The 13,544-nt window shown below is 69.1% G+C and carries 12 protein-coding genes; 5 read left to right on the forward strand and 7 right to left on the reverse strand.

What is annotated here, in order from left to right; genetic code table 11:
* Positions 1 to 8 precede the first annotated feature (8 nt).
* Positions 9 to 1,325: an ABC transporter substrate-binding protein gene (locus ACOZ35_RS02080; RefSeq protein WP_424014831.1), complete on the reverse strand. Its 1,317-nt coding sequence runs from the start codon at positions 1,323 to 1,325 to the stop codon at positions 9 to 11.
* A 181-nt stretch (positions 1,326 to 1,506) separates the two neighbouring features.
* On the opposite strand from ACOZ35_RS02080, the gene ACOZ35_RS02085 reads away from it, so the two are divergent.
* Entirely contained in the window at positions 1,507 to 2,373 is an 867-nt protein-coding gene (locus ACOZ35_RS02085; RefSeq protein WP_424014832.1) for a proline dehydrogenase family protein, read from the forward strand.
* 582 nt (positions 2,374 to 2,955) lie between these two features.
* Here ACOZ35_RS02085 and ACOZ35_RS02090 read toward each other — a convergent pair.
* Entirely contained in the window at positions 2,956 to 3,693 is a 738-nt protein-coding gene (locus tag ACOZ35_RS02090) for a helix-turn-helix domain-containing protein (protein WP_424014833.1), read from the reverse strand.
* Between the two features lie 89 nt (positions 3,694 to 3,782).
* Between ACOZ35_RS02090 and ACOZ35_RS02095 the strand changes: the two genes are divergently transcribed.
* Complete coding sequence (locus tag ACOZ35_RS02095) at positions 3,783 to 5,303, forward strand: aldehyde dehydrogenase family protein (RefSeq protein ID WP_424014834.1); 1,521 nt, start codon at positions 3,783 to 3,785, stop codon at positions 5,301 to 5,303.
* A gap of 42 nt (positions 5,304 to 5,345) precedes the next feature.
* Here ACOZ35_RS02095 and ACOZ35_RS02100 read toward each other — a convergent pair whose 3' ends face one another.
* Positions 5,346 to 6,263, reverse strand: a complete 918-nt coding sequence (locus ACOZ35_RS02100; RefSeq protein ID WP_424014835.1) for a transcriptional regulator TbsP domain-containing protein — start codon at positions 6,261 to 6,263, stop codon at positions 5,346 to 5,348.
* A 119-nt stretch (positions 6,264 to 6,382) separates the two neighbouring features.
* On the opposite strand from ACOZ35_RS02100, the gene ACOZ35_RS02105 reads away from it, so the two are divergent.
* Entirely contained in the window at positions 6,383 to 7,180 is a 798-nt protein-coding gene (locus ACOZ35_RS02105) for an aldo/keto reductase (RefSeq protein ID WP_424014836.1), read from the forward strand.
* Between the two features lie 31 nt (positions 7,181 to 7,211).
* On the opposite strand, the gene ACOZ35_RS02110 is transcribed toward ACOZ35_RS02105, so the two are convergent.
* On the reverse strand, positions 7,212 to 8,267 hold the full coding sequence (locus ACOZ35_RS02110) for a phosphotransferase family protein (RefSeq protein WP_424014837.1): 1,056 nt from the start codon (positions 8,265 to 8,267) through the stop codon (positions 7,212 to 7,214).
* 143 nt (positions 8,268 to 8,410) lie between these two features.
* Between ACOZ35_RS02110 and ACOZ35_RS02115 the strand changes: the two genes are divergently transcribed.
* Positions 8,411 to 10,528 (forward strand): hypothetical protein, encoded by a 2,118-nt coding sequence (locus tag ACOZ35_RS02115; protein ID WP_424014838.1) that lies wholly within the window; start codon positions 8,411 to 8,413, stop codon positions 10,526 to 10,528.
* Positions 10,529 to 10,634: 106 nt separating this feature from the next.
* Complete coding sequence (locus tag ACOZ35_RS02120) at positions 10,635 to 10,784, forward strand: DUF7557 family protein (RefSeq protein WP_424014839.1); 150 nt, start codon at positions 10,635 to 10,637, stop codon at positions 10,782 to 10,784.
* Positions 10,785 to 10,830: 46 nt separating this feature from the next.
* Here the strand turns inward: ACOZ35_RS02120 and ACOZ35_RS02125 are convergent, their stop codons facing one another.
* The 3 genes from ACOZ35_RS02125 to ACOZ35_RS02135 form a co-directional block, all read right to left on the reverse strand.
* Complete coding sequence (locus tag ACOZ35_RS02125; protein WP_424014840.1) at positions 10,831 to 11,280, reverse strand: DUF5799 family protein; 450 nt, start codon at positions 11,278 to 11,280, stop codon at positions 10,831 to 10,833.
* Between the two features lie 122 nt (positions 11,281 to 11,402).
* The gene (locus ACOZ35_RS02130; protein ID WP_424014841.1) at positions 11,403 to 12,533 is read right to left on the reverse strand and encodes a mandelate racemase/muconate lactonizing enzyme family protein; all 1,131 of its coding nucleotides are present in this window, start codon (positions 12,531 to 12,533) and stop codon (positions 11,403 to 11,405) included.
* Complete coding sequence (locus tag ACOZ35_RS02135) at positions 12,530 to 13,459, reverse strand: 1,4-dihydroxy-2-naphthoate polyprenyltransferase (protein WP_424014842.1); 930 nt, start codon at positions 13,457 to 13,459, stop codon at positions 12,530 to 12,532. The genes ACOZ35_RS02130 and ACOZ35_RS02135 overlap by 4 nt, the downstream gene beginning before the upstream one ends.
* Positions 13,460 to 13,544: the final 85 nt, after the last annotated feature.

Here is a 13,544-nt window from a genome sequence, read left to right on the forward strand (position 1 = left end):
GGTCGGGATTAGCCTTCGATGAAGTCGATGCCTTCGTACGCGTGGTCCTGGACCTCCAAGACCTGAAGGAAGCCGACCGGGTCGCCGTTCTCGTCGAAGTCGATGGGGCCGCTGACCCCCTGGTAGTCGACGTCGTCCGGGCCGCCGCCGTCCGCGAGGATCTGGCTCGCGGCCTCGAACGAGGTCACCGTCTCGCCCTCCGGGCCGGAGACGCGCCGGACGGTATCTTGGAGCGCCTCGCCGGTGAACTCGTCTGCGGCCTGAATCGCGAGCGCGGCGTTGATCACGCAGTCGTACGCGTACGCCGCCCACGAGGTCGGCTGCCGGTCGTACTCGGACTCGAAGGCGTCCGCGAACGACTGGTAGTTCTCCTCCTCGACGGGCGCGGACGGAACGACGATCTTCATCCCCTCGATGCTCCCATCGGGGGTGTTCTCGAGAACGTTGTCGCCGGAGACGGAGTCGGCGCCGTAGAACTGCGCCTCGTACCCCGAGGAGTACACCTCGTTGACCATCGTCGCGAACTCGGCCTGGTAGGTGATGAACAGCCACGCGTCGGCGCCGGAACTGTTCATCTCCGAGATGACGCTGGAGTACGACTGCTGGTCCTGGTCGTGGGGCGTGTTGTAGACGACCTCGCCGTCGTACGCGTCGACGAACGCGTCCGTGAGGCTCTGGCCGTAGTCGTTGTTGACGTAGGTGATCGCCACCTCGTCGTAGCCGTCGTCGCTGATGAGGTTCGAGAGCGCGAGCGACTGGCTCCGTCCGGACGGCGACATCCGAAGCAGTCCCGGGAACTCGGTGAGGTTGAGTCCGGTGGAGTTCTGGCTCAGCTGAACGACGTCGGTCCCCTCGATGACGCTCTCGTAGATGGCCAGCGAGACGCCGGAGCCGACCGCGCCGATGAGGAACGGCACGCCGTCCTGATTGACGAGCTTCTGGGCGGCAGCGATCCCGCCCTGGTTCTCGCTTTCGGAGTCCTCGACGACGATGTCGAGGTCTCGTCCGTTGATGCCGACCTCGTTGACCATCGAGAGGGCGAGGTTGACGCCGCGCTGGTTCCGCTCGCCGAACGCCGACAGCGACCCGGTCTGGGAGTCGACCATCCCGATCTCGTAGGCGTCGGTCGAGTCTCCGCCGTCGCTTCCGTCGCTGCCGTCGTCGCCGTCACCGCCGTCGCTCCCGTCGCCGCCGTCGTCGCCGTCGCTTCCATCGCCGCCGTCATCGGTCGTGCTGAGACAGCCCGACAGTCCGACGAGTCCCGCACCGCCGGTCAGTTTCAGCAGCGTCCGCCGGTCCGTCATGTCCGTGGTATCCCGTGACATATGTTTCCGGTAGTCCCGAGCACATTCGGCTACCTTAACCCCGGCCCGTCCATGGTCGGGGAGCGCGGGACAGATCGGTGAATCGGTGGGTAGTGGCACTGAATACGTTTTATACAAAAATATATATTTGGAACGATTGGTCGGGTGCCATTATATACCGCTCCGGATCCGCAGTGATCGCATGATTCCGCCCATCGCGAGCAACTTTGTCGCCGGAGAGACGCCGGAGGCGGCGCTCGCTCACGTCGAGGGGCTCAACGACCGCGGCGTGGCCGGCATTCTGAACCTGCTCGGCGAACACTACGAGGAGCGGCCTCCGGCCGACGCCGACGCCGACGCGTACGTCGACCTCGTCGAGGCGATCGCGGAGCGCGACGTCGACGCCTGCGTCTCCGTCAAGTCGAGTCAGATCGGCCTCGACATCGGGGACGACGTCTTCGAAGAGAACCTCGCGCGCATCGTCGAGGCGGCCAACGCGCCGGCGGCGACCGGGGCGGACGGGACGGGCACCTTCGTCTGGATCGACATGGAGGACCACGAGACCACCGACGTGACGCTCGACGCGTTCGAGCGGCACGCGGTCGAGACGGACGGCAACGTCGGCGTCTGCGTGCAGGCGAACCTGAAGCGGACCCGCGATGATCTCGAACGGCTCGCCGACCTCCCGGGGAAGGTCCGACTCGTCAAGGGCGCGTACGATGAGCCGGCCGAGATATCGTATAAAAAGAAGGCGCGCGTCGACGAGTCGTACCGCGACTGCCTCGCGTACATGTTCGAGGCGTTCGACGACGGCGTCGCCGTCGGGAGCCACGACCCCGCGATGATCGAGTACGCAAAGGAGCTGTACGCCGAACACGGGACCTCCTACGAGGTCCAGATGCTGACCGGCGTCCGGGAGTCGGCGCAGTTCGAACTCGCGGCCGAAGACGACGTGAAAGTGTACCAGTACATTCCGTACGGCTCCAAGTGGTTCTCCTACTTCTACCGGCGGATCCGGGAGCGCAAGTCGAACGCGCTGTTCGCGCTGCGCGCGATCGTCGGGAACTGAACGAACTGGGTCAGGGACCGGCGAGCGGGCGTTGCGATTTGTTAATCGGAGTGTGGCGTTGCGGTCAGCTGTTTATAAGTGATCGACGGATCGACGACGGACACCTCCAAAGCCCCAGCCGCTCGCTTATAAATAACTGACAGTAGATCAGCGGAGGGAGCCTCCAAAGCCTCAACGGCTTATTTATAAATAGCTCCCAGCAGATCGGCGGAGAGTACCTCCAAAGCCCCAGCCGCGAGGCGGGCGCACGCTCGCTGTGCTCCTCGTCACTCACTCCGTTCGTTCCTGCGGTGCTTACGTCGCCTGCGCCCGCCTCGCGGCTGCCCCTTTGAGTCCCACCCGACCGCACAGACCCGCAGCCTCACGCCTCCCCAGCCTCGTCGGGCGCGTTCTTCGGGCTCCCTTCGGTCGCCCTCGTCGCGCCCGACTCCCTCGCGCGTGCGGTTCGCGCCGCGGTGCGGCGCTCACCGGCACGCGCCACCGCCGCTATTTATAAGCAATCGTTGTCACCGCTCGTGGGTATTTAAATATCGTATCGCAACCGACGCTGTGTAACGCTCGCTCCGCTGTCGGTACCGCCGATCACGGGTCCAGCAGCTTCGACTCCGCCTTCCGAAGGTGTTCGAGCAGCGTCGTCTTCGAGACGTCCATGTCGTCGGCGAGCTCGCGCGTCGACGCCTCTCGGGGCCACTCGTAGTAGCCCGCCTCGCGGGCGTGTTCGTACACCTTCCGCTGGGTCGTGGTCAGGGTGTCGAGCCGCTGCTCGCGGGGGGTCCGCCCCGCGTGGCCCGACGACGACATCGACTCCACCGTCACCTCCGCGCCGGCGTCCGCCTGTACCGCGTCGAGCGACTCCCGGATCTCCGTCCGCTCGCCGACGAAACACACCTGCCACTCCTCGCGTCCGTCCTCGATCCGGACCGGCGCGCTGTGGACGAAGCCGTGTTCCAAAAGCGTCGGACACACCATGTCGCCCGGGTCGTACTCCAAGAAGAACTCGCGAACGACGTTTCCCGGGGCGTCCCGGGCGCGCCCGAACCGTTCCTGTAGTTCGAGCAGGTTCCCCGCGCGGTCGGACTCGCGGATCGCGTCGAGCAGCGCCTCGACCTCCTCGTTCGTGTCTCCGAACGCCGTGAACAAGCCGTTCACCGTGTTCGGCGCCTCGCTCTCGGCCCTCGGCGAGTTGTATATGGCGTGTGCTAACACGCCGCCGTCGGTTCTGCCCGTCGCCTCGATCGCCCAGCAGTTCGGATGCCACAGGTCGAGCGTGAGCCTGGTTCCGGCCCACTCCCCTGCCCCTTCCGCGTCGGTTGTAGCCATTGTTCGCCTTTCCTTGGTAGCGAACCACCAAGACCCTGCCGACCATGGTAGGGTGGGTTATTTGGACGTGCCGACCGGAAGCCTCGACCATGGCGCAGCCCTACCAGCACTACATCGACGGCGAGTGGGTCGACGGCGACGGGTCCGAGACCTTCGAGAGCGAGAACCCCGCGACCGGAGAGACGCTCGGGGAGTTCCGTCAGGGGACCCCCGAGGACGTCGACCGCGCGGTCGACGCCGCGGACGCGGCGTTCGAGGAGTGGCGAGAGCTCTCGCGTATCCAGCGCGCGGAGTACCTCTGGGACGTGTACCACGAGCTCCGCGACCGAACCGACGAGCTCGGCGAGATCGTCACCAAGGAGTGCGGCAAAGAGATCAGCGAGGGGAAAGCGGACGTGGTCGAGGCCGCGCACATGGTCGAGTGGGCCGCGGGCGACGCCCGACACCCGAAAGGCGACATCGTCCCTTCGGAGATCCCCTCGAAGGACGCGTACATGCGTCGGAAGCCGCGCGGCGTCACCGGCTGCATCACGCCGTGGAACTTCCCGGTCGCGATCCCCTACTGGCACATGGCCATCGCGCTGGTGGAGGGGAACACCGTCGTGTTCAAGCCGGCCGAGCAGACGCCGTGGTGCGCGCAGATCATCGCGGAGATGTTCGACGACGCGGGCATTCCCGACGGCGTGTTCAACATGGTTCAGGGGTTCGGCGACGCGGGCAACGCAATCGTCGAGAACGACGACGTCGAGACGGTCATCTTCACCGGTTCGGCCGAGGTCGGTCACCACATCCAGGACAAGCTCGGCGGCGTCGCCGGCAAGCGCGCGGCCTGTGAGATGGGCGGGAAGAACGCCATCGTCGTCACCGAGGAGGCGGACCTCGACACGGCGGTCCACTCGGCCGTCATGTCCTCGTTCAAGACGACCGGCCAGCGCTGCGTCTCCTCCGAGCGCCTGATCGTCCACACGGACGTGTACGACGAGTTCAAAGAGCGATTCGTCGAGGTCGCGGAGTCGGTCGCGGTCGGCGACCCCCTCGACGAGGACACCTTCATGGGGCCGCTCATCGAGGAGGACCACCGAGAGAAGGTCACCCGGAACAACGAGGCGGCCCGCGAGGAGGGCGTGAACGTGCTCGTCGACCGGACCGAGCTCGACGACGGGGAGATCCCGGACGGCCACGAGGACGGCTACTGGGTCGGGCCGTTCGTCTACGAGGCCGACCCCCACGCCGACCTGACGTGTACGCAGGAGGAGGTGTTCGGCCCCCACGTCGCGCTCATGGAGTACGACGGCGACATCGAGGAGGCCGTCGAGATCCAGAACGACACCGAATACGGGCTGGCTGGCGCGATCATCTCCGAGAACTACCGGCAGATCAACTACTACCGCGACCACGCCGAGCTGGGGCTGGCGTACGGGAACCTCCCGTGCATCGGCGCCGAGGTCCAGCTCCCCTTCGGCGGCGTGAAGAAGTCCGGCAACGGCTACCCCTCCGCCCGGGAGGCGATCGAGGCCGTCACCGACCGCACCGCGTGGACCCTGAACAACTCGAAGGAGATCGAGATGGCACAGGGGCTCTCGGCGGACATCAAGACGAAAGACGACTAACCCGGCCGGCATGACGCCCGGAGACGGGCGTCCGAACTCTTCTCACTCCGTTACGCCGCGAACCGCCGCGACCGTCTCGTCGGGCGTCTCGGCTTCCGCGAGCGCGCCCCGCGCCGCGAGCCGCTCGCGCGGCCGACCGACCGGCTGCGGCTCCGACACGGTCTCGATCAGGTCAGCCTCGCGAAGGAGCCGCTTTATCCGTGTGAACGTCGAGGGGCTCCCGAGCCCTGCGTCCTCGCAGGCCCGCCGGAGGGTGCGGTCGAGGACCCCCTCGCGGGCGCCGACCGCGTAGGCGCGGACGCGGGTCTCCTCGGGGTCGGGACCCTCGTTCGCCGCCATCACCACGTCGAGCGCGCGAAGCACCGCGGCCGCGACCGACTCGTCGCACCGCGCCGCGAACCCCTCGTACACGCGCCGCCGGCTCGGCGTTCGGAGGCGGTACGGCTCGGCCGCCGCGAACGCCGAGGCGTACCGCTCGCGGAGCGAGGCGTCGTCGCCGACCCGGTGCCACCGGCTCGCCTCTCCGGTCGCCTTCTCGGTCGTCCCCCCGCCCGGACCGTCGCGCTCGTTTCCGATCAGCGCGAATCCAGTCTCCGTTCCCGCCAGCACCGGATTCGGCTGCGGCGCGCCGAGGACGCGGAGGTCGACCGCATCGGCGTCGAGCAGCGCCGCGAGCCGGCTCGCCGACCGGAACCCGGCGGTCGCGGCGTCGATCGCGGCCTCGCCGGCGAACACGTTTAGCGTCGGGAGATCGGGCGGTGCGTGGTCGCCACCGCCAGTCTCGTCCGCCTCGGTAGCTAGGTCCGCGACGCTCGGCTCGACGAGCGCCGGGGCGGCCTCGCGGTACGCCTCGACGACCGCGCGGAGCAGCCGCGGCCCGGGGTCGACGAGGATCGGGTCGGAGAGCGCGCCCAGCGGGAGCGGCTCCGGGGTTGAGGGGAGCGCGAGACCGGTCGCCATCGGCCCACCCTACGGGCGCGACGGATTAAGGGTGCGGGACGCAAGGGAACCCACGGCCCCTCGGCCCGCGGCGTGCCGGCTCGCGCGCCTTTTTCACCCCGCGGGCGGAACGGGTTCGCGTGCCACCGCTCGACCTGTCGATCGGGCTCGGAACGTCCGGGCTCGACGACCCCGAGACCTGTACCGACACCGTCGTCGCGGCGCTGGAGGCCGGCTACCGCCACGTCGACACCGCGCAGATGTACGACAACGAGGCCGCAGTCGGCGAGGGGATCGCCGAGAGCGACGTCGACCGCGACGACGTGGTCGTCGCCACGAAGGTCCACCCCGAGAACCTCGCGCCCGACGACGTGCGCGAGACGGCGCACGAGAGCCTCGACCGGCTCGGCCTCGACCGCGTCGACCTCCTGTACGTCCACTGGCCGATCCGGGCGTACGACGCGGAAGCGACGCTGCCCGCATTCGACGACCTCCGCGACGCGGGCCTGACCGACCACGTCGGCGTCTCGAACTTCACCCCCGACCTGCTGCGCGAGGCCCGCGAGATCCTCGACGCGCCGATCGCGGCCCATCAGGTCGAGTGTCACCCGCGGTTCCAGCAGCCGGAGCTGCGCGCCCTCGCCGACGAGTTCGACCATCGCCTCGTCGGCTACTCCCCGCTCGGTCGCGGCGAGATGCTCGACGATCCGGCGATCCTCGAAATCGCCGAGCGGAACGATCTCTCGCCCGCGGTCGTCGCGCTCGCGTGGGCGCTCGACCGCGGAATCGTGCCGATCCCGAAGGCGCGCGGCGACCACGTGCGGGAGAACCTGCGCGCGGTCGACGTCGACCTGCCCGACGACGACCTCGATACAATCGACGCGCTCGAACCCGGCGACCGGCAGATCGACCCCGACGACGCGGCGTGGAACCGCTGAGGAGGGCCCGGTCTCCGGTTCGTCGCCGCCTTCAGACCGTGTCGAGCCGCGCCCGAAGCTCCGCGTCCGCGCGCTCGACCAAGTCGTCGAGCGGCTCGTCGAGGTACGGTACCCACTGGTCGATGAATCCCGAGCGACCGAGCATCCGGACGACCTCGTAGATCGGCCGGCGTCGCTCGAACCCCTTCGGGAGCCCGCCGGCGCGCTCGCGGTACCCATCGCGGAGCGCGGCGGCGAACCGGTCCGGGCCGGTCGAGTCGAACCCGTTTAGCAGCTGGTCCTCCGCGCGGACGAGGTCGCGCGCCGGGTCGCCGACGTGTGACAGCTCCCAGTCGATCGCCGCCACGGCGTTGCCGTCGACGAAGAGGTTGGGCTTCGTAATGTCGCCGTGGACCAGCGCCGCCGGCGCGCCGTCGAGCAGGTCCCGGTTCGCGCGGACGCAGTCGACGACGGCGTCGTAGTGGTCCGCGAGCCGCTCGGAGGTGCCGATCTCTCGCGTCCGCTCGATAGTCGCGAGCAGGACGTCGGTCCACGACGCGAACTCGATCGCGAGTCCGGCGGACCGGGGTGACCCGGCCGGCTCGGTCGGTCCGCAGTCCGCCGTTCGCTCGTCCGTCGCTCTCTCGTCCGCGGCAGTCCCCCGCTCCGCCCCGGTGCCGACGATCTCACCGTGGCTCGCGAACCGGTCGGCGTGGAGCGCGGCGAGCGCGGCGCCGACGCGGCGGAGCAACCGCTCGCGTTCCCGGTCGCTCGCGGCCTCGTACACCTCCAACAGCCCGCGGCCGGGGGCCGGCGCCGTCGCGAGGTACGCCGGGTCGCCATCGGGGTCGGCCGCCACCACCTCGGGGACCGGAAGCGGGCCGTGTTCCTCCACGTACCCGAGGACGGCGCGCTCCCGGGCAAGCCGGTCGCTTTCGTCCGCGAGGGCGACCTTGAGGAACGCTCGCTCCCCGTCGGCGAAGACGACGCCGACCGTCTCGTTGGCGCCGTTCCAGGAGGGACCGACGCCCGTCACCCGGTCCACGGTCCGGTCCGGAAACGCCGCGCGGAGGGCCCGCTCGATCGACCTGGACTCGGCGCCGTTCATGGAGTTTCGTCCCGCCCGGACAGTGATAATCTTGTTGTCAAGGTTCGCGGTCATGCCACGATAAACCGACTCACACGTGCCACACTCCCGAATCGGGGCGCTCACCGACATCCTCATACGTGTTGGCGAATCAGAAAGATCCAGTGAACGACGGGTCATCGGGCGAGCGCATCGAATTCGAGGTCGACGGGACGACGCTCGCCGTCCACGACGTGATCGAGGGCGAGCGGATGCGGTTCCGCCTCGACCGAGAGCCGGCGCTCTCGTCGGCGTTACTGGAGCTTTTTCCCCTTCCGGTGGACCGAGCGGTCAGCTTCGAGGCGGCGTCGATCTCGGTCGCGGAGTACTCGGTTGTGAACATCCGCGACGACGACGGCGACTTCATCGCTTCGGCGGACGAATCGACTGAATTCTCCCGCCGCGACTACTGTATCGAGGTCAACGGGGTAACGAAGGTGTACCTCCGAGTACCGGACGTCGAAATCACCGTGAACGGAACGCGCGATCCGGGGCCAGTCGAACTCGCCTTCGACCGCCCGCGTACGGTAACGGTCGGCGCTCGCTCGCTTCACACGCGTCCCGAAGCGACAATCACGGTCCCCGACGATCCGGCCGCTCTCGCGGAGGCGGTGTCGGTACTCGGCTCGTCGATCAGGGAGTTCTCGCCGGAGCGCTCGTGGCCGACCCTCCGCGGGTATCCGCCGCGGATCGTACGCGGTGACGCCCTCGATATCCCGAGTCCGCTCGCCGCGCCGGACACCGGTATCGAAGTGACGGTCAGGCCGACGTACGCCGACGTGTACCGGCTCTCGACGCTGTCGTACTACCTCGGTGCGCGGGTACGGACAGGCGACGCACCGGCGATCCGGTTCGACAACGGATACGAGGAACGCCTCCCCACCGACAGTCGCGCGCTCGAATCGCGCGTCGAGGAACTCCTTCGAACTTGGTTTTTCCTCGACACGCTCGCGCGGATCGAGGGGTACACGCCCTCGAATCGGTACGAGTACGAGGCGGTCGGACCGGATCTCCCGTTTTATCCGCCGAACCTCGCGGACCTGTCGATGAGCGAACGGCTGATGGAGTACCTGGAAGTCGATCCGGAGATGGTCGCGCCGTACGCTCCCGCGTGGCCGACGGAAGCGGTCCTCCGTCCCACACCCGCGGCCGCCGAGCTGCTCCCTCATCTCGCACGCGTCCTCGCACCCGTTCGCGTCCGCGAAACTTCCGACTCGGCACGGCCGGACGCCCCGCTCGGGTTGGCGACGCCGGGCTGGACCGATGCCGTTGCGGATCCGGCTCCGAATCCGGAAGCCGATCCCGTGCCGGCGGGAACGTCAGTCCTGACGCCCACGGCATACGAGAACCGGTTTCAACGCGATATTTCTGGCCGCGGTGACGTGAGCGTGGCCTTCTTGCTCGACAGCAGCGAGCGCGCAGGGCGACTTCGCGAATCGCTGACTACGCCCGACGTTCCCGACGGAATCGGGTCTTGGTCCGTTGTCGCTTCCCCGAGCCGTGACACCGTCGCCGAGGCCCTGTCCGACCAGTCGCTGGATATCGTTTTCTGCGGACTTCCGGCGCGGAACGGCGCCGTTGAGGCCACTGACGGCACGGTCGACGTTTCGGACGGAAACGTCGAACCGGATCCGAACGCCCCGGCGGTGACCGTGTTCGAGGGGACAACCGACCTCACGACCGCGGTCGACGCGGTCGGCCGTGGCGGTCTGAGCGGAGCAGTATTCGAAAACGCCCTCGATCCGGACCGGATTCGGTTGTTCGTCGGACTGCTCGCTGCGGGATGCCCGGTCGTCGTCGCGGTACGGCTGACGTTCGACTCGACAGATCTCCCTGCCCGGTTCGCCGGTGACCCCGGAACCGTCGTTGCCACCGACAGGGGACTTCCGACGCAGGTGTACTCGTGTCGCCCCACTGCGACGGACTCGTACCAGGTCCAGTTCCGGTCGTTCCTCTCGACCGAAGCGCTGCTCGGGAGGGATTACCGGGTGGTCACCGAGTTCCTCGATTCGACGCCGTTCCTAGCCGGAACGGAGCGCGACGTCGGACAGACGGACGTTTCGGGCATACTCCACTTACACGACAAAAAAGGACCAATCCTCCGCCTGTTGGGCGGTATCTATCTCCAGAACGACGATCTGACCGCCGAGGGAATCGAAGCGTCCACCCGACGGGCGATCGAAGCAGACGAACTCCCGGAGCCGAATATGGGGTCGAACGCCGAGTCACAGTACCGCGACTGAACCGAAACTCCGCTCCACGCCTTCCCGCTGGCTCCACGCTCGCCCGCGTTCTCGACCCCTCACGCTCGCCGACATTTTTTATTCCCCGGACGACGAACCGCCGCACATGCCCCAGATACACCTCGACGAGAAGACGGTCGAGCGGTTGGACGCGCTCCGGGTCGACGACGAGGAGTACGACGAGATCGTCAATGAACTCATCAGCATCTACGAGGCGGAGGAGCTCACGCTGTTCCGCGGCAGCGACGTGGAGTGACGTCGGGCGGGCGTTCGATCGCTGTCGCTGCCGCCGCGAGCCGAACCTATTCTTGGTACGCGACGCGGACCTGCTCCCACTTGCCGACCTCCTCTAAGTGCGCCTGTAGCTCGTCGGCGTACTCCTGAGTCAGCCGCTCGGCGGCCTCGAGTTCCTCGTCCGAAGGCCCGTCCGAGCCGCCGCCGAGCCCGAGCGCGTCCTTGATCGAGTCGACGACGCCGCCGTCAGACCCGCCGGGGTCGCCGCCGGGGGCGCCGCCCATCCCCGCCATCTGCGACCGGAGGTTCTCCAGTTCGGGCATGATCGCGGGGAGGCTCGACGTGTCCGCGACGACGCGCGCCGCCTCGGGGTCGTCGGCGTTCTCGATCTCGAACTCCGTGGCCGTCATGATCAGTCCCCACTCCTGGCTGGAGAAGCGCGACGCTGCGACGCGCTCGTTGAACTGGTTGTCGACGGTCATCCGCTCGCCGACGATGGCGTCGGTCCACTCGCTCATACGCCTCCGTTCGCCGGTCGCGGTGAAAAGTCCGTCCCCCTGTGGCGAGCCGCGTCCGCGCTCGCCGAACTGCGCCCGAGTTGCGCCAGAGCCGCGCCTGAACCCAGCCCGAGTCGCGCCCGCTACCACCGCCGCAGGTCGTCGAACGCGTCGCCAGCGAGGCCCGGACCGGTCGGGACCGCGATCCGTCCGTCATCGATCGGACAGGGGTCGGCCGCCAGGTCCTCGTCGAGCAGCGCCCCGGTCGCGAGCCCGCACGGGGAGACGTCGGGAATCGCGGCCGCGACGTGGACGGCGGCCGTCCGCGCGACGACCGCGTCGATCGTGGTGGTGACGACCGGGTCGACGCCGGCCGACCGCGCCCGCAGCGCGGCCGCGAGTGCGCGGTCGGGTCCGCCGAGCGCCATCGGCTTGAGAACGACCGCGTCGGCGGCGCCCGCGTCCAGCACCGCGTCGATCCCCCGGGCTGCGACCGATTCGTCGGCCGCGATCGGGACTCGGCCGTTCGCTCGGCTGAGGCGATCGCCCCCGCGAAGCGCCGCCAGCCCGTCGAGGTCGGCGGCTGGGAGCGGCTGTTCCGCGTACGCGAGGTCGAAGTCAGCCAGGGCGTCGAGCGCGCGGCGCGCCGTTTCGCGGTCCCACGCGCCGTTCGCGTCGGCGCGAAGCGCGACCCGGTCGCCCACCGTCTCGCGGACCGCGCGGACGCGCTCAACGTCGGTGTCGACGTCGCGGGCGCCGACCTTCAGCTTGAGGCAGTCGAATCCCGCCTCAACCGCCCGCCTCGCCTCGGCGGCGGTCTCGTCGGGCGTCCCGTCGCCGACGGTCGCGTTGACCGGGACAGCGTCCGTGGGCGTCGCGCCGATGCCGGCCTCACTTGCGAGCCGATCCGCGAGTCGCTCATCGGCGTCGCGGGCCGCGGCGTCGGCGAGCGCGAGGGAGACGCCGTGTCGCGCGGCCGGCGTCGACGCCGCGTCGAGCGCTTCCAGCGCTGCTCCGGCTCCAGCCCGGTCGTCGAGACCGTCGAGCGCCGCCGCACAGGCCTCGCGCGACTCCGTCCACCCCGGAAGCGGGGTCGCCTCGCCGAGGCCGACCGCGCCGGATCCGTCGCTCCCGCGTTCGACCGCGATCAGGAACCCCTCTCGACGGCGGATCGCGCCGTGGGCGGTGCCGAGCGGGCGGGTCAGGTCGAGCGCGAAGGGACGGTGTCGCATCGTGTGAACCGCCTCCTCGTCGCGGGGATCGTCGGCGGTCACACCGCGAGGCCGACGGCGAACGCGACGGCGTACGCCGCGAGCAGTTTGCCGGTCGATTCGAGCGCGGGGTTGAGCGCCTCGCCGGACGTCTCGGTCAGCACCGTCCGCGCGACGGCCGCCGCCAGCGGGAGGGTGACGAGCGGGAGCAGCGTCGCGAGCCCCTCGCCGCGCGCGACGAACCACAGCGGGGCGAGGTAGGCGACGGCGAGCATCGCGAGGTACTCGCCGCGGGCAAATCGGTAGCCGAACCGGACGGCGAGCGTGCGCTTGCCGGTCGAGGCATCCTCCTCGCGGTCGCGGAGGTTGTTGACGACGAGGATGTTCGTCGACAGCGCGGCGATCGGGAGGCTCGCGACGACCGCGGCGAGCGCGACCGTTCCCTCCGGGATCCCAACTGGGAACCAGCCGGAGAGGAGCGCGGCGGCCTGAACGTAGTAGGTCCCGGTCACGGCGATGACGCCGAAGAAAACGAACACGAAGAGGTCGCCGAGCCCGTGGTAGCCGAGGGGGTACGGCCCGCCGGTGTAGGCGATCCCGGCCGCGACGGAGGCGAGCCCGATCACGAGGATCGGGACGCCGCCGACGGCGACGAGGTAGGTCCCCACGAGGATCGCGGCCGCGAACGTCAGCCACATCGCCCGCTTCACCTCGGCCGGCTCGATGAGGCCGCTGGCGACGACGCGGGTGAACCCCTCGCGGTCGTCGGTGTCGGCGCCCTGGATCGCGTCGTAGTAGTCGTTCGCGAAGTTCGTCCCGACCTGGATCAGCGCCGCGCCGACGAGCGCGGCCAGCGCGGGCAGCGGGGCGAACACCCCGTCGGCGAGCGCCAGCCCGACGCCGACGACCACCGGCGCGGCCGCGGCCGGAAGCGTCTGGGGACGCGCGGCGATCACCCACGCCCGCCGACGGGTCACCTCGGTACTCATTGCCCGCAGTTGGTGCGTGGCGTCCCTTAAGGTTGCCATCGCGGATCGTCGCCGGCCGCTCGTGGATCGCCGCGTCCGCGCCGAC

The sequence above is a fragment of the Halorubrum xinjiangense genome (assembly GCF_049604745.1).
Taxonomy (GTDB): Archaea; Halobacteriota; Halobacteria; order Halobacteriales; family Haloferacaceae; genus Halorubrum; species Halorubrum xinjiangense_A.